Source organism: Acinetobacter sp. IK23 (assembly GCF_035615275.1).
Taxonomy (GTDB): Bacteria; Pseudomonadota; Gammaproteobacteria; order Pseudomonadales; family Moraxellaceae; genus Acinetobacter; species Acinetobacter seifertii.
Map to the genome: position 1 here is coordinate 70,889 of NZ_JANBNX010000004.1, position 23,639 is coordinate 94,527.

The 23,639-nt window shown below is 40.0% G+C and carries 27 protein-coding genes and 1 pseudogene; 16 read left to right on the forward strand and 12 right to left on the reverse strand.

Features of this window, described 5'->3' with window-relative positions; all coding sequences use genetic code 11:
• Positions 1-32 precede the first annotated feature (32 nt).
• The gene (locus tag MSG95_RS04665; protein ID WP_077164501.1) at positions 33-1,040 is read right to left on the reverse strand and encodes a zinc-binding alcohol dehydrogenase family protein; all 1,008 of its coding nucleotides are present in this window, start codon (positions 1,038-1,040) and stop codon (positions 33-35) included.
• Between the two features lie 99 nt (positions 1,041-1,139).
• On the opposite strand from MSG95_RS04665, the gene MSG95_RS04670 reads away from it, so the two are divergent.
• The 10 genes and pseudogenes from MSG95_RS04670 (at position 1,140) to MSG95_RS04715 (ending at position 9,935) form a co-directional block, all read left to right on the forward strand.
• The gene (locus MSG95_RS04670; protein ID WP_004698884.1) at positions 1,140-1,517 is read left to right on the forward strand and encodes a winged helix-turn-helix transcriptional regulator; all 378 of its coding nucleotides are present in this window, start codon (positions 1,140-1,142) and stop codon (positions 1,515-1,517) included.
• A 147-nt stretch (positions 1,518-1,664) separates the two neighbouring features.
• Positions 1,665-2,114 (forward strand): hypothetical protein, encoded by a 450-nt coding sequence (locus tag MSG95_RS04675; RefSeq protein WP_004698883.1) that lies wholly within the window; start codon positions 1,665-1,667, stop codon positions 2,112-2,114.
• A gap of 35 nt (positions 2,115-2,149) precedes the next feature.
• Positions 2,150-4,786 (forward strand): type I DNA topoisomerase, encoded by a 2,637-nt coding sequence (topA, locus tag MSG95_RS04680; protein WP_019458040.1) that lies wholly within the window; start codon positions 2,150-2,152, stop codon positions 4,784-4,786.
• Positions 4,787-4,872: 86 nt separating this feature from the next.
• Positions 4,873-5,631: a hypothetical protein gene (locus MSG95_RS04685; protein WP_324624605.1), complete on the forward strand. Its 759-nt coding sequence runs from the start codon at positions 4,873-4,875 to the stop codon at positions 5,629-5,631.
• 137 nt (positions 5,632-5,768) lie between these two features.
• Positions 5,769-6,341, forward strand: a complete 573-nt coding sequence (locus MSG95_RS04690) for an HdeD family acid-resistance protein (protein ID WP_077164499.1) — start codon at positions 5,769-5,771, stop codon at positions 6,339-6,341.
• A gap of 115 nt (positions 6,342-6,456) precedes the next feature.
• Complete coding sequence (locus tag MSG95_RS04695) at positions 6,457-8,436, forward strand: ATP-dependent helicase (RefSeq protein WP_324624604.1); 1,980 nt, start codon at positions 6,457-6,459, stop codon at positions 8,434-8,436.
• Between the two features lie 73 nt (positions 8,437-8,509).
• Positions 8,510-8,749 (forward strand): RNA recognition motif domain-containing protein, encoded by a 240-nt coding sequence (locus tag MSG95_RS04700; protein ID WP_019458044.1) that lies wholly within the window; start codon positions 8,510-8,512, stop codon positions 8,747-8,749.
• A 15-nt stretch (positions 8,750-8,764) separates the two neighbouring features.
• Positions 8,765-8,917 (forward strand): annotated as a pseudogene (locus MSG95_RS04705) (ASCH domain-containing protein); the annotation flags it as partial.
• A 123-nt stretch (positions 8,918-9,040) separates the two neighbouring features.
• Complete coding sequence (locus tag MSG95_RS04710) at positions 9,041-9,544, forward strand: DUF6586 family protein (RefSeq protein ID WP_004698871.1); 504 nt, start codon at positions 9,041-9,043, stop codon at positions 9,542-9,544.
• Between the two features lie 112 nt (positions 9,545-9,656).
• A complete protein-coding gene (locus tag MSG95_RS04715; RefSeq protein WP_004698869.1) occupies positions 9,657-9,935 on the forward strand; it encodes a hypothetical protein in 279 nt (92 codons plus the stop codon).
• A 39-nt stretch (positions 9,936-9,974) separates the two neighbouring features.
• Here MSG95_RS04715 and MSG95_RS04720 read toward each other — a convergent pair whose 3' ends face one another.
• From MSG95_RS04720 to MSG95_RS04735, 4 genes are all read right to left on the reverse strand, one after another.
• Positions 9,975-11,684 (reverse strand): cation:proton antiporter, encoded by a 1,710-nt coding sequence (locus tag MSG95_RS04720; RefSeq protein WP_004698868.1) that lies wholly within the window; start codon positions 11,682-11,684, stop codon positions 9,975-9,977.
• A gap of 147 nt (positions 11,685-11,831) precedes the next feature.
• Positions 11,832-11,987 carry a 50S ribosomal protein L33 gene (gene rpmG / locus MSG95_RS04725; protein ID WP_001205031.1) on the reverse strand — a complete coding sequence of 52 codons (156 nt, stop codon included), beginning with the start codon at positions 11,985-11,987 and terminating at the stop codon, positions 11,832-11,834.
• A 12-nt stretch (positions 11,988-11,999) separates the two neighbouring features.
• Positions 12,000-12,236 carry a 50S ribosomal protein L28 gene (gene rpmB, locus MSG95_RS04730; protein ID WP_000048256.1) on the reverse strand — a complete coding sequence of 79 codons (237 nt, stop codon included), beginning with the start codon at positions 12,234-12,236 and terminating at the stop codon, positions 12,000-12,002.
• A gap of 167 nt (positions 12,237-12,403) precedes the next feature.
• Positions 12,404-13,852 carry a coniferyl aldehyde dehydrogenase gene (locus MSG95_RS04735; RefSeq protein ID WP_324624603.1) on the reverse strand — a complete coding sequence of 483 codons (1,449 nt, stop codon included), beginning with the start codon at positions 13,850-13,852 and terminating at the stop codon, positions 12,404-12,406.
• A gap of 112 nt (positions 13,853-13,964) precedes the next feature.
• On the opposite strand from MSG95_RS04735, the gene MSG95_RS04740 reads away from it, so the two are divergent.
• The 5 genes from MSG95_RS04740 (at position 13,965) to MSG95_RS04760 (ending at position 17,810) form a co-directional block, all read left to right on the forward strand.
• Positions 13,965-14,657: a TetR/AcrR family transcriptional regulator gene (locus MSG95_RS04740; protein WP_019458048.1), complete on the forward strand. Its 693-nt coding sequence runs from the start codon at positions 13,965-13,967 to the stop codon at positions 14,655-14,657.
• Between the two features lie 74 nt (positions 14,658-14,731).
• Positions 14,732-15,595, forward strand: a complete 864-nt coding sequence (gene purU / locus MSG95_RS04745; RefSeq protein ID WP_004698860.1) for a formyltetrahydrofolate deformylase — start codon at positions 14,732-14,734, stop codon at positions 15,593-15,595.
• A 390-nt stretch (positions 15,596-15,985) separates the two neighbouring features.
• Positions 15,986-16,741 (forward strand): energy transducer TonB, encoded by a 756-nt coding sequence (locus MSG95_RS04750; RefSeq protein ID WP_213033529.1) that lies wholly within the window; start codon positions 15,986-15,988, stop codon positions 16,739-16,741.
• A gap of 44 nt (positions 16,742-16,785) precedes the next feature.
• Positions 16,786-17,406: a MotA/TolQ/ExbB proton channel family protein gene (locus tag MSG95_RS04755; protein WP_077164495.1), complete on the forward strand. Its 621-nt coding sequence runs from the start codon at positions 16,786-16,788 to the stop codon at positions 17,404-17,406.
• Complete coding sequence (locus MSG95_RS04760) at positions 17,406-17,810, forward strand: ExbD/TolR family protein (protein WP_002053449.1); 405 nt, start codon at positions 17,406-17,408, stop codon at positions 17,808-17,810. The genes MSG95_RS04755 and MSG95_RS04760 overlap by 1 nt, the downstream gene beginning before the upstream one ends.
• 57 nt (positions 17,811-17,867) lie before the next feature.
• Here the strand turns inward: MSG95_RS04760 and msrA are convergent, their stop codons facing one another.
• From msrA to lgt, 7 genes are all read right to left on the reverse strand, one after another.
• A complete protein-coding gene (gene msrA / locus MSG95_RS04765; RefSeq protein WP_019458051.1) occupies positions 17,868-18,392 on the reverse strand; it encodes a peptide-methionine (S)-S-oxide reductase MsrA in 525 nt (174 codons plus the stop codon).
• A gap of 100 nt (positions 18,393-18,492) precedes the next feature.
• Complete coding sequence (locus MSG95_RS04770) at positions 18,493-19,548, reverse strand: DUF4105 domain-containing protein (RefSeq protein WP_077164494.1); 1,056 nt, start codon at positions 19,546-19,548, stop codon at positions 18,493-18,495.
• Between the two features lie 14 nt (positions 19,549-19,562).
• Positions 19,563-20,072 (reverse strand): dihydrofolate reductase, encoded by a 510-nt coding sequence (locus MSG95_RS04775; RefSeq protein WP_019458053.1) that lies wholly within the window; start codon positions 20,070-20,072, stop codon positions 19,563-19,565.
• 44 nt (positions 20,073-20,116) lie between these two features.
• Positions 20,117-20,959, reverse strand: coding sequence for a thymidylate synthase (gene thyA, locus MSG95_RS04780; protein WP_077164493.1), 843 nt, complete (start codon positions 20,957-20,959; stop codon positions 20,117-20,119).
• Positions 20,960-21,076: 117 nt separating this feature from the next.
• Entirely contained in the window at positions 21,077-21,406 is a 330-nt protein-coding gene (locus MSG95_RS04785; RefSeq protein ID WP_228144392.1) for a hypothetical protein, read from the reverse strand.
• Positions 21,407-21,450: 44 nt separating this feature from the next.
• Positions 21,451-21,810 carry a hypothetical protein gene (locus tag MSG95_RS04790; RefSeq protein WP_032048365.1) on the reverse strand — a complete coding sequence of 120 codons (360 nt, stop codon included), beginning with the start codon at positions 21,808-21,810 and terminating at the stop codon, positions 21,451-21,453.
• Between the two features lie 73 nt (positions 21,811-21,883).
• A complete protein-coding gene (gene lgt / locus MSG95_RS04795; RefSeq protein WP_004698831.1) occupies positions 21,884-22,702 on the reverse strand; it encodes a prolipoprotein diacylglyceryl transferase in 819 nt (272 codons plus the stop codon).
• A gap of 93 nt (positions 22,703-22,795) precedes the next feature.
• On the opposite strand from lgt, the gene MSG95_RS04800 reads away from it, so the two are divergent.
• A complete protein-coding gene (locus MSG95_RS04800; protein WP_213033530.1) occupies positions 22,796-23,581 on the forward strand; it encodes an NRDE family protein in 786 nt (261 codons plus the stop codon).
• Positions 23,582-23,639: the final 58 nt, after the last annotated feature.

Sequence of the window (23,639 nt, forward strand, 5' to 3'; positions counted from 1 at the left end):
CCTTTTTAACTAGAGGATATTTTTAATTTTAGTTAAAAACCGTGTAAAACAATTTTCCCTTTTGTCTTACCACTCTCAATTTGTTGATGAATCTGTTTTAAATTTTCAGCATTAATAGGGCTTAAAACTTCAGTCACAGTTGTTTTAATTTTCCCTTCCTCAACTAGTTTGCTGACTTCATTTAATAGTTCACTTTGTTTTTGCATATCTGTAGTTTTAAACATTGAACGCGTAAACATAAATTCCCAATGCACAGACACAGACTTCGATTTAAACGGTTTAATATCTAACTGCTCAGGGTCATCAATGAGTCCAAAGTGCCCTTGTGGTGCAATCAACTCTACAATATCTGCTAAATGCTGATCTGTTTGAGTGGTTGAGAATACATATAAAGGTGCATTTAAACCTAATTGTTTGATTTGTGGGGCTAAAGGCTCACGATGATCTAATACATAGTTGGCACCGAGTTGTTTTACCCATTCTTTCGTTTCAGGGCGTGAAGCTGTCGCAATAATCGTAAGGTTAGTTAACTGTTTAAGAAGCTGAATGGTAATAGAGCCTACACCACCAGCCCCGCCAATCACTAATATTGTTGTGTTTTCTGGTGCAGTCTTTGGAACTTGCAAACGATCAAATAGCATTTCCCAAGCCGTGATTGCAGTTAAAGGAAGAGCAGCTGCTTCAGTTACTTCTAAATTTTTCGGTTTATGACCAACAATACGTTCATCAACCAATTGCAACTCACTATTACTGCCTTGGCGATTTAACGCGCCTGCATACCAAACAATATCACCCACTTTAAATTGAGTGACTTTATCTCCAATTGATTCAACGACACCTACAGCATCCCAGCCAAGTACTTTCCAACCAGATTCGGCACTTACATTTTTACGTATTTTGGTATCAACTGGATTGACCGAAATTGCCTGTACGCGAACAAGCAGATCATGGCCCTCTGCAACGGGAGTGTCTAGTTCAATATCTACGAGTGCCTCTGGCGATGTAATAGGCCCTGCTTTTTGATATGCCACAGCTTTCATAATTGTGATTCCTCTTGTTGAGAGTTTGATCATAACGTAAGCTTAAAAATAGTGACTACAGACAAATAACGCTCATAGTGTCAAAAAGGATACTGTAAAATGGCAAAAGCTCGACATTCAAGTTTTGACTGTTCACCGGGTTGTTCAGTTGAAGCCGCAATCAGTTTGATTGATGGTAAGTGGAAATGTGTCATTCTTTGGCATTTACTAAATGAAGGAACCTTGCGATTCAATGAAATTCGTAAACGAGTTCCAAGCATTACGCAAAGAATGCTCACCAATCAGCTTCGTGAGTTAGAACAAGATGGCATTATTCATCGCGAGGTTTATCCTCAAGTTCCTCCTAAAGTTGAATATAGCCTGACAGATTTAGGACAAGGTCTTGAGCAGATTTTACTTGCTTTAAAAACATGGGGAGATGCCCATCTAGATCGGTTCGGTAAGTTATCCACTCTTGAAACTGAAAAGTCTGCCTAAATATTGTGCCTAGATTGCTAAGAATATCTACGAGAAAATGTTGTAGTTTTTAACCTCACAGGTTAATGGGACATTATTTTTATGATGTAACTTGCGTTTTCTGGTCAGCTTATGCAACTCTAATAAAAGAGATTAATAGGTTTTGCTATGGACAATATGGGAATTTGGGTTACCGTTATCATTGTTCTTTTCGTGCTAGGCTCCATTTTTGGTTTAAGAGTGAGTCCGCGTGAAAAGGCACTCGGTATTATGCGAGACAAAGCCCGTAAAATGGGACTACATCCACGCATAATTGCCGCACCTGAATGGACACATGTCCCGATGGCAACTGAAAAGCGTGCCAGCATGGTTGCTTATTATAGTGTATTAATCCCCGATGCTCGTTTAACGCTCATGCGTGCTCGTGTTATAGACGGAAAATTAAAAGTAGTGCAGGGCGATGAGAAATTTAATGATTCTCCCATTGCATTAAAAGGGATTTATGCTATTGATATGCAGGCAAACTGTGTAGGCCTTTATTGGGATGAGGAATCGGACCTAAAAGCCACGCAATTAGATGAGATGAAGGCTTATCTGTTGGCCTTGGCTGAAGCCTGATTTTTAAATTTATTGGTATAGGAATAACATTTTATATGGCGAATACCTCGCGCTCTGCATCTCAAAGCACAGCATCTACTGCCTCTGCTGCACATAAACGTGCCTTAGTGATTGTGGAGTCGCCTGCCAAAGCGAAAACCATCAACAAATATTTAGGTTCGCAGTACATTGTTAAGTCTTCTGTGGGTCACGTACGTGACTTGCCAACAGGCGGCAGCAAATCAACAGAGAAAAAGCCGGCTGCCCGGACAAAACTCACTGAAGCTGAAAAAGAACAAAAAGCCCAATCTGCGCTGATTAATCGTATGGGTGTCGATCCGGAACATGACTGGAAAGCACACTACGAGGTTCTACCTGGCAAAGAAAATGTTGTTGCTGAACTCAAGAAACTTGCTAAAGATGCAGATGCAATCTACCTCGCAACGGACTTGGATAGAGAAGGGGAAGCAATCGCTTGGCACCTACGCGAAGTGATTGGTGGTGACGATAGTCGTTATCACCGTGTGGTATTTAACGAAATTACTAAAAATGCCATTCAAGAAGCATTTAAACAACCAACGCGCCTAGACTTAAACCGTGTGAATGCACAGCAAGCACGTCGTTTCTTAGACCGCGTAGTGGGTTTCATGGTTTCGCCATTACTTTGGGAAAAGATTGCCCGTGGTTTATCGGCAGGTCGCGTACAGTCAGTTGCTGTAAAGCTTGTTGTGGAACGTGAACGTGAAATTCGTGCTTTTATTCCAGAAGAATATTGGCAAGTTTTTGCAGATACCCAAGCCAAAAAAGATGACATCCGTCTTGAAGCAGTTAGACAAGCAGGTAAAACGCTTAAACTGAAAAATAAAGCTGAAACTGATGCTTTATTAGAAGTTTTAAAAGGCGCTGAATATAAAGTTGCACAGCGTGAAGATAAGCCGACTAAGGTCAATCCAAGTGCACCATACATCACTTCGACTTTACAACAAGCTGCAAGTACACGCTTAGGTTTCTCTGTGAAGAAAACCATGATGCTTGCGCAGCGTTTGTATGAAGCTGGTTTTATTACCTATATGCGTACGGACTCAACGTTTTTGAGTGATGACGCTGTAAATATGGTACGTGCTCATATTGAAAGCCAGTTTGGTGAAAAATACTTACCAGCAAAGCCAAACCGCTATGGTAACAAAGCGGGTGCTCAAGAAGCCCACGAAGCAATTCGCCCTTCAAATGTTTCACTTACAGGTGATCAACTTGCGGGTGTAGAGCGTGATGCTCAGCGCTTATATGACTTGATCTGGCGTCAGTTTGTTGCTTGTCAAATGACACCAGCAGAATATTTGTCTTCAACTTTAACGGTTGAGGCAGGCAATGTTGAGTTAAAAGCAAAAGGTCGTACGCTTGTATTTGATGGTTTTACGCGAGTTCGTGGTGCCAACAAGTCTGATGACGATATTATTTTGCCAGCTATTAAAGTCGGTGAAATCTTAAAATTAGAGAAGTTAGACCCAAGTCAGCACTTTACTAAGCCGCCTGCACGTTTTACTGAGGCATCTTTAGTAAAAGAACTTGAAAAACGTAGTATTGGTCGTCCATCGACTTATGCAGCGATTATTTCTACCATTCAAGAACGTGGTTATGTCAAATTAGAAAATCGTCGTCTTTTTGCAGAGAAGATGGGCGAGATCGTGACAGATCGTCTTGATGAAAGTTTTAATAACCTGATGAACTATGCGTTTACAGCCGACCTTGAAGGACAGCTCGACAAAGTTGCTACAGGTGAGCGTAACTGGAAAGAGTTACTCGATACTTTCTATGGTGATTTTAAAAAGCGTTTGACCAATGCTCAAGGCGAGCAAGGCATGCGCCGTAACCAGCCAGTTGAAGTGCCAGCAGTACATTGTCCTGAATGTTCGCGTCCAATGCAGATTCGTACAGGTACAACAGGCGTATTTTTAGGCTGTTCTGGCTACAATTTGCCGCCTAAAGAACGCTGTAAAGGGACTTTGAACTTAACACCAGTTGAGTCTTTAGCTGCGTTATCTGATGATGATGGAGCTGAAACGGCTGACTTGATGTCAAAGCATCGCTGTCCAAAATGCGGTACAGCAATGGATAGCTATGTGATTGATGGTGGTCGCAAGCTTCATGTCTGTGGTAACAATCCAGATTGTGATGGTTATGAGCTTGAAGAAGGCGAGTTCAAGATTAAGGGTTATGATGGCCCAACTATTCCATGTGATAAATGTGACGGTGAAATGCAGCTTAAAACTGGTCGCTTTGGTCCATATTTCGCTTGTACCAGTTGTGACAATACTCGTAAAGTCTTGAAGAGTGGTCAACCTGCACCTCCGCGTGTAGAACCAATCAAGATGGAACATTTGCGCTCAACGAAGCATGATGACTATTTTGTGTTACGTGATGGTGCTGCTGGTCTATTCTTGGCTGCAAGTAAGTTCCCGAAAATTCGTGAAACACGTGCACCAAAAGTTGCTGAGCTTCGCAGTGTTGCTGACCAACTTGATCCAAAATACCAGTTTATTTTACAAGCTCCAGATGTAGACCCTGAAGGTAATCCGACTATTGTGAAGTTTAGTCGTAAGAACCAATCACAATATGTGGGATCTGAAACACCAGAAGGTAAACAAACCAAATGGAGCCTGATTTATCAAGACGGTAAATGGATTGAAGGCTAAATAAGACAGTTAAAAAATGCTAGCTCAGCTAGCATTTTTTATATCAACAACAATAAAAGAAAATTTAATTTTTATGGGGAAAAAGAATGTGGAAAAACATTCGGATTTTATGCCTATTGATGATTTTATTAATCGTTGCGGTTCAGGCATGGCGTGACCAGAACCAAGACTGGAATCAGCCTGTTATCGTGGTATTGCATCCAGTAAATGCAGATGGTTTACAAACCACGCAAGCTTATATTCATCAGTTACAAAACGCTGATTTCCAAACGCTCAAAAGCTATTTAAGTGAATGGTCACAGCATTATCGTGGACAGTCCAGCAACTTTGAGATTCGTTTAGGGCAACAACTACAGCATCGTCCACCTGTGGTTCCGCAAAATGCCAATATTTTGAATGTAATCTGGTGGAGCTTGAAGTTTCGTTTTTATGCATGGCGACAACAACAGCCTGAAGATAGCGGAGCTTCACTTAAACTTTATTTAAATTATTATGATCCAACTTATCAAAAGGTTTTAGTGCACTCGACTGCTTTAGAAAAAGGTCGTATTGGTAGCGTCAATTTGTTTGCTGCACGTGAGCAGGCATCAGAAAATCAGGTCGTTCTTGTTCATGAGCTATTGCATGGCTTTGGCGCAAAAGATAAATATGATTTAAAAACAGGGCAGCCGATTTATCCATTGGGTTATGCACAACCCGAAAAAGTACCTCTTTACCCACAAAAGCAAGCAGAAATCATGGGGGGTAAAACTCCATTGTCTGAGCAGACCAATAAAATGCCAAGAGATTTACAAGAAACCGTAATAGGTTTACCAATAGCTCAAGAAATTGGTTGGTTGAAATAAAATTGTGGATAAATACTGTTTTATCCACATCAATTGTTAATAAACGATGCAGATCTTATACAGACAATAAATGTGAAGTAAATCACTATAATGACAATATATAAACTTCCTAATACCTGATAATAAGAGTAGCCATGATGAAAACTGTAGGTAATGATTTAGTTCGTAATCAGCTACATGCTGATCGTAAATGGTATCTAATATTAGGCTTTGTGCTCATTATTTTCGGTTTAGTCTTATTTAGTTCACTACCATTTGCAACATTTTCGGTTGTTTTCCTATTTGGTATTTTAATGATGATAGGCGGTGTTCTGCATTTGACTGCTGCCTTAAGTGTATTTAAGGGTGGTAGCCGATGGCTTTGGGCACTTTTTGGGGTGCTGTATTTAATGGCTGGCTATTACGCATTTTCTACACCTGTGACTACAGCCGTAGTTTTAACTAGTCTGCTATCGATTGCACTGATTATTGCTGGGGTCATCCGCACCATAAACGCATTTTTATTAAGACCAATTGCTGGGTGGGGATGGACATTATTTTCAGGTTTATTAACCCTAGCTACAGGTATTTTAATTTTAGTTTCTAAAGACTCACCGTTTTGGGTATTGGGAATGTTTTTGGCAGTAGATATTTTATTTCAGGGTATTAACTTTTTAGGATTGGCTTCTGCAATTAAGCATTTACCTTCTAGCTCAAAAACAGTTTCTTAAATTAAATAGCGAATAAAGGGCACTTAAGGTGTCCTTTTTTGTTTTTAGTGAGCTAAGGTCCATCTCGTGGCATGGGTCTGTTAAACTAGGCCTTGGTGTTTTAGCGATGTGTGTTATGAGTCTTGCAAAGTTAATTAATGAATTAAATGCTCACCAAAAAAAGGCAGCAACGACTACGGCTCAAAACTGTCTGGTTTTGGCTGGAGCAGGCTGTGGCAAGACTAAAACCATTGTTGCTCGCGCAGCTTATTTAATTGATCAGGGGTTACCTGCAAATCAAATCCAGATTTTAACCTTCACGCGCCGTGCTGCGAGTGAAATTGTAGCAAGGGTTGAACAGCATGTTGGGGCACAAGCCAAAGGTCTTCGTGCATCAACCTTTCATACCTTTTGCATGTACTTGCTGCGTCGTAATTCACAAGCATTTGGTTTAACCCAATTTAGTATTATTGATCGTGATGATCAGTTACTCATGTTTCGCTTATTGAGAGGTAAAGACAAAGATAACGTTTTACCTAAAGCAGCAGAGCTGTGTGATTTGTATTCTTATGCCCGTAATACGCAATCTAAGCTTTCAGAGGCATTACTCAAGCAATTACCTGAAGCATATGAGTACAAGGCACAAATTGCGGAGCTAATGAAAACCTATGAGCAACGTAAAAGAGAGCGCAATTTTTTAGACTATGACGATATTTTGTCGATTGTCGCTGTTCATTTGCAAAACTCGGAAGCACTCACAGATTGGGGTGCAGGTTTTTGTCAGGCTTTGCTGGTCGATGAAATGCAAGATACTAACCCTTTACAGTGGGCACTTTTGCAGCCACTCATTGGTAAGGTGAAATTGTTTTGTGTGGGTGACGATGCTCAGTCCATTTACGGTTTCCGTGGGGCCGACTTTGAAAACATACATTCTTTTAAAGAAAGGATTCCTGATGCCGTTATTTATACCTTAGATTTAAATTACCGTTCAACTCAAGAAATACTAGACTTATCTAATTGGTTATTGGCACATAGCCCAATCGATTATGAAAAACAATTACAGGCACATCGTGGCAAAGGGCAAAAGCCACAGCTCCACTTGTTTGGTAATGAATTTGAAGAAGCCAATTGGATTGCACAAGACTTAATAGAGCGACATCAGCAGGGCGCAAATTGGTACGACCATATGGTGTTAGTTCGTTCTGGCTACAGTGCTCGCTATTTGGAAGGTGCATTTATTGCCGCTGAGATACCTTATCGTTTTATTGGTGGCGTAAAGTTACTTGAATCCGCACATGTAAAGGATGTACTCAGTCTATTGCGTATTGTGAGTAACCCGCAGGATGACTTGGCTTGGATGCGCTTTTTAACCTTATGGGATGGGATTGGTGATGTTGGTGCTAGTAAGTTAGCACAAGAGTTAATGGGCATTAGTGAGGTTGAAGAACGTTGTCAGCGTTTGGAGCGTCATGGAAAAGTCCCTTTACAGGCTATTTTGATTTTGAAGCAGCTTGATGTGTTACAGCAGCATGTTGAAGCAAGTATTGGTTTGGCACTCGATGCCCTAAGTGAACAGTTAGAGCAAAACTATAAAACGAAAGACTGGTCACGTCGCGCTAAAGATTTTGATTTGGTTAAACAACTTGCGCGTAAGCATGCATCGCTGGGTGAATTTCTTGAAGAATATGTGCTTGAGCCGATTTCAGTTTCTGAAATTGAAAAAGCGGGTGATGATGATTTAGTGACTTTAATTACAATTCATTCGGCTAAAGGTGCAGAGCAAAAGGTATGTTATGTACCGCATGTTTCGCCAAATCAGTTTCCATATGCACGCGCACAGGGGGATTTTGATGATGTCGAAGAAGAACGCCGTGTGTTATACGTTGCATTAACACGTGCGGAAAATGAATTGATTCTGACGAAGCAAAACCTCAATACATGGTCACAAGATACCTATGATGAACAAGGTCGTAAAATCGAAAGTTATTTCTTAAATGATCTACCCGCACATTTAGTTCAGGCAAAAATTCATCGTCAAGTTCCACAGCCATTTGCCAAAAAACAATGGAACACTTCACGAACAGTAAACTTAGGTTTTGGTATCGATCTCGACTAAACTACTGTATAAGACACTGTGAATACTCAAATGTATATTGGCCCTTATTTTGAAGGCCAGTTAAGGTTGGAAAATGAAAATATTAGTTCGTAATTTAGATCGTTTAGTGACTGAAGCCGAAGTTTTAGAGTTGTTTAAGGCTTATGGTAAAGTTGATTCTTGTGTTGTTGTAACCGATAAAGAGACAGGTAAATCAAAAGGTTTTGGCTTTGTCGAAATGCCGAATCCACGTGAAGCGATCAAAGCCATTAAAGGTTTAAATACACTTAAAGTAAAAGGTTACGGAATTCGCGTTAAAGCCGCTGAAGAGTAATGCGTTTATGCAACAATTTTAGCTCTTTCTGTGGTTGCTCCAAATGGAACCCGTATAGCCCAAGGTGTAAAGACACTTGAAGTTCGTTCATGGGTTCCTACAGAGTTGCCTCTTAAAGATCTATTAATTGTTGAAAACCAGAATTTTTTAATCAATGATGGTGATGAGTAACACCGAAAAATTTATCAAGTCGCTTTGGATTTTCCATAAATAACGTTGATTTTATCAATGGAGTCGTTAAGCTAAGAATAGTCATATTGATGGCAATCTTTAGAACAGGAAAGTTTAGTTATGTCACGTGTTGCTCGTTATCATGCCGATCGTACCAATCAAAAACTCTATTTTGCGCGCTTAGCGTGTCAACAAGCAGAGCAAACTGATCATGTACAGCAGGTACAAGCGTATCGTGAAACAGCTGTCTTTCACTTGCATGGTGCAATGCTGGCTTTTCTGCAAGAACTGGTACGTTACTACCGTTTAAATGACTCGCAGCCGACATTAAAATCGATTGAAGAACTTATGGCGGCAAAAGGTCAGGTTTCTCCTGAGGTTTCTGTTTTGCAGCAATTAGCCAAAGATGGCTTTGTTGCAGAGTTAAAGCGCGCTTACCGTATGTGTCAGTACGCACCAGAACCAACTGAACCAACGCCGGAAGAAGAAACATCTTCTAATTTGATCATTAAAGTGACTCAGGGACCTCAGTCATGGCTACCCGATGTGAAAATCTTGCGTGAATGGCATAGAGAATTAAGTCATTTAATTGATGGTTTTCGTAACGAAATGGTCGAGTTCTAAAATTAAACTGTTTAAGCGCTTGAAATTTAATCCTAGTGCGCCTATATAAATAAGACGAGAGATGCAAAGTGCAAGGGTGCTTTGCCACCATGTTGAAACATGGAGGAAGTATATGTCTATACAGCAATTGAAAGAGTTATTTGGCAATCAAGAAGCAGTGTTGGAGTTAGTCCAACTCGAAGGTGGTGAGCTTGCCTTGCGTAATGCTGGTTCTGAAAAAGAGCCCTTGGTTAAAATTCAGTTTAGTGATGAACTAAAAGAGATTTTAGGCGAGCAAACGCCTGTAGTTGCACAGCATATGATTCAGGCTGCTTTATTTGGACTGCTCGAAAAGCAGGTCAATGAATGGCAGGCTGAGGTTGTAGATGAGCAGCCTAAATTCCTAAGTTAAAAAAAGCGTACTCTTGAGTACGCTTTTTTTTTGTATATGTTAATGATGTGTTGACTGATGCGCCAGTTCGATTTGATTTAAAATATGGTGGCTCATATTCTTTGCCATTTCTTCTTTTGCATAGAATACTTCGCCAATATTTTCATCTCGAATAACTGCTGCTTCTTCTTTACTTTCTGCACAAATTAAAACCTGAATTTGAGGGTTTAATTGTTTGGCAATATCCACAATTCGGTGAATATCTAAAATATCCATAGGGGAAATCACCAATAGTCGTGCATGCATGATATGCGCCTGAATGAGAACGCCAGGTTCAGTTGCGACGCCACTCACGGCAGCAATATTTGCTTGACGTAGCTTTTCTACAATTTCACGATTTTCTTCTGCAATCACAACTTTAATATTCTGATTAATTAAATTTTCAGTAATACGTCGTCCAACGCCACCATACCCTACAATCACCACTTGATCGCGTAGATAAGCTTGATCAACTTCATCTGGCAACATTGCGAGTGGGTCACCACTGCGCTCAAGAAGTCGTGCTAAATGAGAGCGTTCACGAATCCAGCGTTGTACAGGTTCAACTGCCGAGAAAACAAAAGAGTTAAGCGTAATTGAGAACAAGGCACCTGCTAAAATCAGGTTTTGAGCTTCTAGTGTTAATAGACCTAAAGAAACGCCGAGTGTTGCCAAAATAAATGAGAACTCGCCAATTTGTGCAAGGCTGGCCCCGACGGTCAAAGCAGTATTGATTGGATAGCGGAAGAATAAAACCAAAGCCATTGCAGCAAGCGTTTTACCCACCATAATAATCGCGATAACCGCTAAAATATGCAGTGGACGCTCGATAAGGATATGTGGGTCAAACAACATTCCGACCGAAACGAAGAATAAAATCGAGAAAATTTCACGTAGTGGAAGTGTTTCTTCTTCTGCACGGTGGCTAAAGTCTGATTCTTTTACCACCATACCTGCAAAGAAGGCTCCTAAGGCCATTGAAACCCCAAAGATGGCATAAGAGCCATAAGCGATCGAAACAGCAGCTGCTACGACAGTCAGCGTAAATAGCTCTCTTGAACCTAAGCGCGCAACAAACTGCATAATGATAGGAACAACACGCTTACCCACAATAAGCATAAACGCAATAAAGCCAATCACTTTTAATAGAGTGATTCCCAGTGTTAGCCAGATGTTTCCTTCTGCGCCTGCTGGTGCTTTTCCACCAAGTAAAACCGCTGTAGCTGGAAGAAGTACTAAAACAAGTACCATTACCAAATCTTCAACTAACAGCCAACCTACCGCAATTTTGCCGTTTACAGAGTCTAAAAGACCACGGTCTCCTAAAGCTTTTAATAATACAACGGTACTCGCACACGATAAGCTTAAGCCAAAAACCAGTGCAGAGCCAAAGCTCCAGCCCCATAGCATTGAAACGCCAACACCAAGTAAGGTAGCAACGGCTATCTGTAAAATTGCACCTGGTAAGGCAATACGTCGAACTTGTAAAAGATCATTTAATGAAAAATGCATCCCAACGCCAAACATCAGAAACATTACACCAAGCTCAGCAAGTTGGTTCGCTAGATGAATGTCTGCTTCTATACCGGGAGTGTTAGGACTAATAATAATTCCGGCAATTAAATAGCCGATAAGAGGGGGAAGTCGTAGTCGGGCGGCAATATAGCCAAAAAAGAGGGCAACGCCGAAACCAACAGCAAGTAAAATAATTAAATCTACGTCATGCGGCACTAAAAACTCCTTTTACGTGAGTTAGGCTAAAGACAAGCATAAAAAATGCCAAGGCGGAATATGTAGAAAGTTTAACAAAAAGGTGGGTATAAAAAAAATGCAAAAAAAAACGACTTCTTTAAGAAGTCGTTTTTTTCGACGCTAAAATTATTTGATTTTAGCTTCTTTGAAAATCACGTGTTGACGGATTTTTGGATCAAATTTTTTGATTTCCATTTTTTCCGGCATAGTACGTTTGTTTTTAGTCGTGGTATAGAAATAACCTGTACCAGCTGAAGAAACGAGACGAATCTTATCACGCATTGCTCAGACTCCTTAGATCTTTTGACCTTGAGCACGAAGGTCTGCAACAACCTTTTCGATACCCAATTTGTCAATAATACGCATACCTTTAGTGGTTAAACGAAGACGTACAAAACGTTTTTCGCTTTCTAACCAGAAACGGTGGTGGTGCAGGTTCGGCTCGAACCGGCGCTTGGTTTTGTTGTTGGCGTGTGAGACGTTGTTACCAACGACTGGACGCTTGCCGGTAACTTGGCAAACCTTAGACATGGTGTAACTCCATTGATTTAGCCAACAGCAAATCTGTGGCCAGTCATACTAAATGTAAACGGATGAATTCATTCAAGGGGCGTTTTATACCAAAAATACGATTAAAAGACAAGCGAAATTGGTAAAAACGAGGCATGATCTAGTGTAACAGATCATGCCTTGATCAGTTAACGCAACAAGGTTTTCGAAATGAAGCGATGAATTGGTTTATTGAACGGTGGAAGAATGTATTTCAGGCTATAAAGTTTTGGATTCGACATTACCGAACGTTCATGTGAAAGCCCGAAAAAGCCTTCTGGTCCGTGATATTTGCCCATACCTGATGCCCCAATTCCGCCAAATGGTAAGTCATCTTGAGCAACATGGGTAATGACCATGTTAATTCCGAAATGTCCTGAATGAGTATGCTGAGAGATATAATCGGCGCGTGCCTGATCATAGTCAAAATAATACATTGCTAAAGGACGCGGACGACTATTAATAAACTCAATGACTTCTTCTATTTGGTCATATTCTAAAATTGGTAGAACAGGACCAAAAATTTCATTTTTCATAATATCCATTGCAGTCGTTACACCAGTTACTAGAGTCGGTGGAATTTTGCGGACATCATCTAAAATTTCATTTTGCGGATTAATTTCAACAATACGGGCACCCTGATCACGGGCATTTTCAAGATATCCTTGAATACGGTTGTACTGTTTATCATTAATAATAGAAGTGTAGTCTTGGTTGTTGCGGAAATGAGGGTACATTCCTGCGACAATCAATTTAAAGTTTTCAATGAACTCGGCAGTTTTCCCGCGTGGCAAGAAAATATGGTCTGGCGCAACACAAGTTTGACCAGCGTTCCACAATTTACCTATAGCAATACGTTGTGCGACATCTTTCATCTCTACGGAAGCATGGACAAGAGCAGGGGATTTACCGCCTAACTCAAGAATAACCGGCACAAGGTTTTGAGCTGCGGCTGCCATGACGGTTTTACCAACCGAAGTCGAGCCTGTGAAAATCATTTTATCGAAAGGCAAATGGCTAAACGCATCGGAAATTACACCGCCACCATTTACAACAGCGACCAACTCTTGTGGGAATGCTTCCGCTAATGCACTTTCAAGAACTTGTCCAAAGTTTGGAGAAGCACTCGAAATTTTGATCATGGCATGGTTACCAGCTGCAAGAGCACAAATAAGTGGCCCAACTGATAAAAGTAATGGGTAGTTCCAAGGTGTAATAATGCCAATAATACCCATTGGTTGATATTGTACCCAACCTTTTGCTGGCTGATGTAATACACTGATATGGCGTTTTGATGGTTTCATCCAACCGGTTAAGTGCTTACTGTAATACTTGATTTGTTCAAGACAAGTAAGCAATTCACCAATTTTGGTTTCCATAATGGCACGATTACCATAATCAAGGTTAATTGCTTCGGCAATCTGATCTTGATATTTTACCAAAACTCTTTTAAGACGAGCTAAACGATCAATACGTTCTTTAGCAGTGGGTACCGGATAACGTAAGTAGGCAATCTTTTGCTGCTCAAGCAAATCATGTAAATGCTTAACATCATAAGGAACCTGAGTCTCTGGATTTGTTTTTGTTTGACTGTTCATCGGTACTTACCAAATATACTGATATACTTAGTTTTTAGAGTAAATACTCTAAAGAGTCAAGTTGGTTTCTGTATTCACGTCTTAACCATATGAATTAACGAAGGTTATTGAAATGTCTCTACCTAAAGCTCTGAAGACAAAAGACCGGATTTTACAAATCAGTTTGCAGCTTTTTAATGAGCGTGGCGAACGGTCTGTCACAACCAATCATATTGCTGCAGAGTTGGGGATTAGTCCTGGAAACTTGTATTACCACTTTCGAAATAAACATGAAATCATTAAGGAATTAATGTATCAGTATCAGGTAGAGACTTTAGAAATGCTCTCTTTACCTGAAGACAGACCTTTAACCACTACTGATAAAATTAACTACTTTCAAGTGTTAAGTGGTCAACTCTGGAATTATCGTTTTATTCATCGTGATGTTTATCACTTAGTTGAAAGCAATGAAGACTTTAAAAAGATCTATCCGAGATTTGCAGGCCAAGTCATGCAACAAGGGCAAAAAATTTATCAAGCCTTTGTCGACGCAGGCCTTATGAAAATGACGGCTTCTGAAATTGAAGCACTCATTATTAACCTTTGGATTGTTTTAACGAACTGGACTAATTTTTTATATATGTCTGGACATATTAGTGACAACAATCATCTTGAAGAGAAATGGGTTTGGCAGGCATTACGTCAGATGGTTTTCTTAGAGGGCCCTTATTTAATGGGTGAAAGCCGTGCCACTTATGAACAACTGCTCGAATCACTTGGGCCTTCTGATCTTTTCGCAAGCTTGTCATCCTTAAAAGATGAATAGTTGTGCTTGTTTATTTAGAGCGCTAGAATACTCGGCTTATCAAAAATTTGTCTCAATTAAGTGATATTAACAAAATGAATATGACCACTGCCAATACAGCCCGTTTACTGATTACTTGTGAAGACAAGCCTGGGATCGTACAGGCTGTATCGAGCTTTTTGTACCATCAAGGTGCAAACATTACCGCGCTTGATCAGTATGCGACGGAAGCTCAAGGCGGGCGTTATTTCATGCGTGTTGAATTTGAACTTGATCATTTACAGTCGCGTAAAGATGCATTAATTCAAACATTTGCTGTCAACGTTGCTGAGCGTTATGGCATGCAATGGCGTCTTGCATTCGTAAACGAAATTAAAAAAGTTGGTATTTTAGTTTCTAAAGTCGACCATGCTTTACTTGAGTTATTGTGGCGTCATGCACGTGGGTCATTACCTTGTGAAATTACGCATGTGATTTCTAACCATGAAGACTTACGTGAATCTGTTGAAAACTTCGGTATTCCATTTACTGTAATTAAAGTAACTAAAGACAATAAAGCTGAAGCTTATGCTCAAATTGATGAAATGATGCAAGGTAACGACTTATTAGTTCTTGCACGTTACATGCAGATTTTAAGCGAAGATTTTGTTGCAAAATGGGAAATGAAAATCATCAATATCCACCATTCATTCTTACCTGCTTTTGTTGGTGCAAACCCATATAAGCAAGCCTATGAAAAAGGTGTGAAGTTGATTGGTGCGACAGCTCACTATGTGACTGCTGACCTAGACCAAGGTCCGATTATTGAGCAAGACGTTGAACGTGTAAGCCACGATTATAATGTTGAGCAGTTACGTGAACTTGGTGAAGATGTAGAGCGTAATGTATTAGCTCGTGCTGTTAAATGGCACTTGGAAGACCGTATCATTGTAGATGGTAATAAGACGGTTGTTTTCTAATTACCTCATATTTTTAAAAGCATGCTCTTAGGCATGCTTTTTTTATGGCTAAAATAAATTTAAAATGTTATAACGTAACATAAATTTGATGTTCGATTGCTTAGCCTTAATATTTAATTGTTTAATCAACGCTTATGTTGAGCACAGTTTGATAAATAAGAAATGAACTCAAAGTTTTTAGCGTGCTGTTTATACAAGAGAAAAGTAAGGTGATATCACTTTATGAGGTTAGATAGCAAAATACTGGGTAGTGTTTTTCGCGAAAAAAGTAGTTGCAAATGAAAACACTTCTCATTTATTATTGTGGCACTTTATTGTTCTATCCGATGTTTGAAATCGTTTCTCTTAATTAAAGGTCGAGATCATCATCCATTAGGTAATTAGATTCTTATGAGTCAATCTTCCGCAGCCTTAAACTCTCCTAATCCGATGAAAAAGAAAGTCATCACGGCCCTAATTGCGGTTGCAATTGGTCATATCGGGGTCTTATGGGCAGTTAGCCACATTAAGCCTGCTGAACTAAAGCCAATTGATAAGAAACCTTTACAAGTCCGCTTTGTAAAAATTCAAGAGCAACCGAAACCACTACCTCCTAAACCAAAGGAGCCGCCTAAAAAGCCGGAACCTAAGAAAGAGGTAAAAGAAGTTAAAGTTGTTGAGAAACCTGTGATTCCACCTAAACCAGTGGAAAAAATCCAGCAGGTGAAAAAGGCTGAAACTCCTAAACAAACAGTAAAGACAGAACCAAAAGTTGAACCCAAAATAGCCGCTCCAGCGACAACTGTTACTGAAAAAGTCGTTGAGAAGCCAAAACCAGTGGTACAAGAAGCGCCTAAAGCTCAACCTGCACCAGATCCGTCACCAAAACGCGTTTCAATTGGTGGTTCAGGTGTACAGTGGAGCCGCTCACCACGTTTGACTGTTTCACCAAAAGATTTACAAGGTGAAGCACGCTCAGTTGTTGTACAAATTGAAGCTGACGAAAAAGGCAAAATCATCAACGTGCGTGTTACCCGAAGCAGCGGTATTTCAAGTCTAGATGACAAAGTAGTTCGCGCTGTTCGCGGTGCAAAATTTAAACCTTATATGGAAAATGGTGTTGCTTATCCAATTAAAGCAGAGCAACCCTTTGATTTAACCCCTTAAACGAATTTGAGTCCCAACGGCTAACCTTAATCAGGAGTTCGAATATGAACTTTTCAATCTATTGGCAACATGCAGATGCAGTGAGTAAAACCCTGTATTTCATTTTATTGGCAATGTCGATTGCTACTTGGACAGTTTTCATCTTACGTTTGATGGGGACTCGCCAACTAAAACAACAAGCTTATGCTCAACTTTCTAAGGCTATTACTTCGCTAAAAGCAAAGTTACAACCTTTAAGTTTTGAACAGCGTAAAGCAGTTGCAGAGCAAGCATTATTGCGCCAAATTTCTGCTGAAAAAGTCAATGCTGAAAAAGGTATTTCTGTTTTAGGAACAATTGCTTCAATTGCACCATTCGTTGGTTTGTTTGGTACAGTATGGGGTATTTTTCACGCGTTGGTTGCTGTAGGTAAGAGTGGACAAGCAGGATTGGCTCAAGTGGCTACACCAGTAGGTGAAGCACTGATTATGACTGGTCTTGGTCTTGCAGTTGCGATTCCTGCAGTATTGGCTTATAACATTTGTGTACGTGCTAATCGTGGTCTTGCTCATGATTTACAAGATCAAGCACATAGTTTGTTAATCGATACCATGTTGCAGCAAGACTCAACTGTAAAGACTGATGTTAAAACTGCAGAGCAAAGTTATGTTGGAGGTCAAGCTTAATGGCTTTTCAATTGGGTGAAGACCACGATAGTGGCATAAATGAGATGAACCTCATTCCGCTAATCGACATTATGTTGGTGTTAATGATCATCTTTTTGGTCACAGCAACAGTTGCCAACCCATCGATTCCATTAACACTGCCTAAAACAACTGCTGAAATTATTGATCCACCACCAAAAGCGATTACGATTAGTATTAATGCAAATGGTGAAGTGGCTTGGGATACTCAAGTAATTAGCCTTGATGAGCTTCAAAAACGTTTCCAAGAAGCAGGTCAAGGTGCGGTTAAACCTACGGTTCAACTTCGTGCTGATAAAGAGTCGAAGTACGATACTGTGGCTCAGGTAATGTCTCGCGCCAGTGAAGCCGGACTGAGCGATATTGCCTTTGTAAGTGAAAACTAAAATTTAGTTGACTCAATAAAAAAGCAACCAATTTGGTTGCTTTTTTATTACTCTGATTTATTGATCTTTCATCAGATGCTGGAATTTACTATATAGCTTTAATAGCTTAGGTGGAATCGCAAAGTTGCAATAACCTTGTGAAGGGTTCTTTGCATAGTAATTCTGATGATATTCTTCGGCTGGATAGAACGTCGGTACAGGAGACAATTCAGTCACAATATCAAGATCGTCATCTTTTAGCGTTTGAATCGTGTGTTCCGCTGCCTGCTTTTGCTCTTCGTTATAATAGTAAATAACAGAGCGGTACTGAGTACCAATATCATTACCTTGACGGTTTAAAGTCGTTGGATCATGCGTTGCAAAGAATACATCGAGTAACTGTGAATATGTTACTTGCTTTTCATCAAAATCAACCAAGATAACCTCAGCATGCTGAGTATCGCCTTGACATACTTGCTCGTAGGTAGGGTTGATCGTATGTCCACCTGCGTAACCACTAGTTACTTTTTCTACACCACGGATCTGTAAAAATACGGCTTCGACACACCAAAAGCAGCCGCCGCCAAATAATGCCTGTTGCATTGTGTTTCCCTCTATTTCCTGCCTATTACAATAGGGTCTATCTATTTAGATTACAAAGTAAAGCATGTGTAAAAAAGTAAAGAAAAGTGCATTACTTATTTCATTTTGCTTTAGGTAAACCTTGTCGAACGATTCGAGAGAAGTGTTCACTGCTCTGATCTGAAAGTTGTTCAAAATGTTCAGTACGTGGATTGATATGTGCGATTTGATACCATTGCTTTAAACTAATATTTTGATTAAGAGCTTTAAGATCATATAAATAATTAGGTAAATAACCTGAGGCTATTAAACGATAATCTTTAGGAAGTTGATATGGATTAATCGCTTGAACCATATCGAAAATCAGGGTTGTACAATTACTTGTGAGCGTATTATACCATTTTGGTTGAGCACGTAGCTCATCTGACTTTTTAAGATATTCTAAAAATAGCGCTTTCTGTTCAGAACGGGGCATATTAATTGGGAAATTATAAACTTGCTCTTTACGAATGTTACTGCGTGTGTAGACAATATCTTTTTCATCGGACGCAATTAAGCTCAGTTCGTATTTTCTAAAAAAACCACCCACTGCCGAAAACTCTTCGTTCTTTTCTTTTCGAATTTCGATTGAAAAAACTAAGGGTTGTTGATTTTTAAACTCAAAACTGACCAGAGTATGGGCAATTTGTGGCCCCATCCAGTAAGAGGTAATAATATTAATGCCATTTAACTTGTTCAGGTTAAAAGTACGGGTTTCCCAGCGGACATCATAAGTGCCATCAGGGTGCCAGTTGAAGTTACGGACATTGTGCAAGGTAATTACATCGCCGTGTTTTTCGTAACTTAGCATATTGGCAACTTCAGGATTCCAGTCACGGTCTTGACGTGCTGTAATCGAGAAATACCAAACCAAAGAACAAGCAAAAGCTAATAGATAGATCAAAATGTCTGTACGACGGCTAATGATATGGCCATTAAAATATAAGCCAGCCATACTTAAAGCAAAGGCAATCCATATGCCAATAATAATGCGGCTGCCTAACCAGCCAAAAGGTTGTTGCACCCAAAGTGCTAAACACACCCAAATGCTGGAAAGCACAATAAACAACGTAAATAGACCATGTAAAGCGCCGAAGAGGAGGGCGATAATAAATTCACGTGTTCCGATATTGTGCATAGGCGGCCATAAAATTATTTTTTATAAGTTGCAAATTCGAATGAAGTTCCTGTTTTTTCATCTACTTGCTGCTCGCTCGCAACTTTATGAAATTCACTCGGTATAGTTGGATAATGTGCATCACCTTGGACATCTAAGTCAACATGAGTGAGTTCAAGACGGTCTGCAATTGACAAGGTTTGCTTAAATATTTCACCACCACCAATGATGAAAAGCGCCTGCTTTTCGGTGTTTTTGGCATCTTCTAAAGCTGCGTTTAAAGCATCTTCAATTGAATACGCAATTTTTACACCATCAAAGTGCCAGTTAATGTCACGGGTAATTACCCAGTTCACACGGTTCGGTAGAGCACGGCCCATAGACTCAAGGGTTTTACGGCCCATGATGACCACACCACCCTGAGTGATTTCTTTAAAGTGTTTTAAATCGGCAGAGATATGCCATGGCAACGCGTTGCCTTTACCAATACAGTGATTTTTATCCATTGCCACAACGTGGACAACTTCTACATTTTGCCATGCCATAATCTTATTCTCTAAACCGTAATCAAATGAAATTTAAGCCGTTGTTATACTGCAACCGGTGCTTTAATTGCTGGATGTGACTCGTAACCTAAAATCTCAATATCTTCAAATTTGAAATCGAAAAGGTCTTTAACTTCCGGATTAAGTTTTAATTGGCAAAGTGGTAATGGTTCGCGGGTTAATTGTAGTCGTGCTTGTTCAAAATGGTTGGCATAAAGATGTGTATCGCCACCAGTCCAAACAAAATCACCTACACCTAAGCCGCACACTTGGGCAATCATATGAGTGAGTAGAGCATAACTAGCAATATTAAATGGCACGCCCAAGAATACGTCAGCACTTCGTTGATAAAGCTGGCATGACAATTTGTTGTCTTGTACGAAAAATTGGAAGAGTGTGTGGCAAGGTGGCAATGCAACTTGTCCAGCTTCATTCGGGTTCCAGCCAGAAACGATTAAACGACGCGAATTTGGGTTAGTTTTGATTTCGTTAATTAACCATTTAATTTGGTCAAAACCATCTTGGTTATAAGTACCATCAGCATTTTTAGTTGCGCCGAAATTACGCCATTGATGACCATAAACTGGGCCAAGTTCATGTTCTGGGCGGCCAAAACGTGCTGTTTGTTCTGCTGTTGCCCATTCGTCCCAAATTGAAACTTTATTGTCTTTTAAATATTGGACGTTGGTGTCGCCTTTTAAAAACCAAAGTAACTCAATCACAATAGAACGGAAGTGAACTTTTTTTGTGGTGAGTAAAGGAAAACCTTTAGAGAGATCAAAACGCATTTGATGACCAAATACAGAACGGGTTCCTGTGCCTGTACGGTCGCCTTTGTCACCGCCATTATCAAGGATATGTTGTAGAAGGTCTAAATATGCACGCATAACACTCTCGAGTTCGGATTAATTCCATAAAATAAAAGGGAGACGGTTTCTGGATCAATAAACCGTGGAAGATAATAGCATGCTTTAGGAATAGTAAAAACGAGCTAAACTTTATGCTTAAAAACGCTTGGCACGATTTTGATAAATTGAAACAAGAAAAAATCCAACCAGTACAAAGCCTAAAGCTTGTATCGTTACGATCCAATTGTGCTGAGGCGGTAGTATCCACACAACAAGAGCAACAATAATGAAAGGGTAAATTCTAAGCAGAAACTGGAATTTAGATTTATATGAACTACGAGCTGGAATTTTTGTTTGTAAATATTGCCCGAAATGAAGCCCGAACCCTAACACGAGGCTAAGAACAGTGTAAGTCGATGATAAAGGCTGAACTTGATTGGCTGCATAAATTGCAGCACAAACGACAATAATGAAGATGAGTTTAATGTGACGCGGTGCGTTTTACCAATAAGCCAACATAAAACGGGAGCCTATTTGTTAAATAACGATTGTGGTGAAAAAATAAAAGCAGCAAGCGCCATAAATGCAATGCCTTGAACGCCCCAAATAAGTAAGTTAGGCATGGCTTTCACAAAAATAAGTGCAAACAAGAGGGCAATAGGGACCCATGTAAATAGACGGTAAAGTAAACCGGTTGGGTTACTTTGAGCAAAATGCAATTTAAAGTAACGGCAGATTAAAAAAATAACTCCAGTTCCCGTAAACATTAAAATAGTATCTAACGGTAATGGTTGATATTGATATAACCCAATACAGATTAAGAGGGTAATAATTAAGATCATTAATTTTTTAAAAGACGGGACTTGCTTGTTAAACCAGAATTCCAGCATGGTGTATCTTCTTTCTTGGGAGATAAAAACTGTAGCATAAAAAAGAGGAGTCGAAACTCCTCTGATTTAGATGTTAACTGTTCTTTTGTGGGCCCCAGTCATAAATTTTCTTTTGATAGGCATACCACATCATCCAAAGGCCAATGAGTAGCATTGGAACGGTAAGGATCTGACCTTTAGTCATCCAGCCAAATAAAATGAAACCTTGGTCGGCATCTGGTTGACGGAAGAATTCCATTACAAAACGTGCAACGCCATAACCCATCAAGAATAGTGATGAAACGGCCATACGTGGGCGAGGTTTTGAACTAAACCACCATAAGATAATGAATAGAATTAGACCTTCACAAAGCGCTTGATAAATTTGAGAAGGGTGGCGAACCAAGTGTAATGGATCGGTTGGGAAAATCATTCCAAATGGATAGTTCGGATCTGTAACCGCACGACCATATAACTCTCCACCAATAAAGTTACCGAAGCGTCCGAACATTAAGCCTGTCGGTACACAAGGGGCAATAAAGTCGAGTGTTTGGAACCATGTTTTTTGATATTTTTTACACCAGAATAGCATTGCAATCATGACGCCTAAGAAGCCGCCGTGGAAGCTCATACCACCAGTCCAGACTTGGAATAGCCAAATTGGGTTTTCAAGGAATTTATCAAACTCATAGAAAAGCACATAGCCGATACGTCCGCCGAGTACAACACCTAGAGCGCCGTAAAACACCAGATCGGAAACCATGTCCGATGTCCAGCCATCACGCTGTTTGGCACGGTAGGAAGCAAGTCCCCAAGCACATAAAAATGCCAATAAATACATGAGTCCATACCAATGGACTTGAAGAGGTCCTAGATGTATTGCGACCGGATCGATATTAGGATAGGTCAGCATTGCTGCTCCTTGATCTTACGTTTTGACAGATTGTAGCGGAATGATGTGAAAAATGTTGTACATTCAATGTGTAAACATAGGGAACAAGAATCAATGTGTATTGTGGCTTTAGCATGGCATGTTCTGGATGATATGCCCTTGTGTCTTATTTCAAACCGTGATGAGTTTTATCATCGACCAACCGCATTATTGCATCAATGGGAACATACACCCATCATTGCAGGGCAAGATTTACAGTCAGGTGGTACTTGGATGGGGGTTACGCCGCAGGGCCGATGGGCTGTGTTAACTAATTTCCGTGATGGACGTGATAAACAACAATACGAGACTTCTCGTGGTCATTTAGTTCAGGCTTTTCTAGAGTCTGATTTATTGCCGATTCGCTTTGCGCAACAATTAGAACAACAGCAACAGAACTTTGCTGGTTTTAACTTGTTTATGGGAACGGCTGATCAAGCGGTTTATATGAGTAACCGCGGAGAAGCACCTCAAGTATTAGCCAATGGTGTGTATGTAGTTTCGAATGGTTTGATGTCCGATCACTGGGAGAAAACCAGACATTTAAGAACTCGTTTTACGCAAGAGTTCTTGCCTATGCATCAGCACAAAACAGAAGAGCTAAGCTTGCAACATGCAGCGTGGGATATTTTAGAAGATGAGCGTAAAGTCACCACAGCACTGTTGCCAAATACGGGTATTCAACCAGAAATGGAAGAGTTGCTATCATCGACTTTTATTCAAAGTCCAGTATATGGAACACGTTGTTCGAATTTTTTAAGAATGACTAATAATGAATGGATTTGGTTGGAAAAGACACAGCAAGGCGAACATAGCGGCCAAATTGTACAGCAGCAGGTACCTCTTTTCAGAAATAAATGAACTTTAAATACAATAAAAGAAACCTGCATAAAGCAGGTTTCTTTTGAGTTGTGGTAAG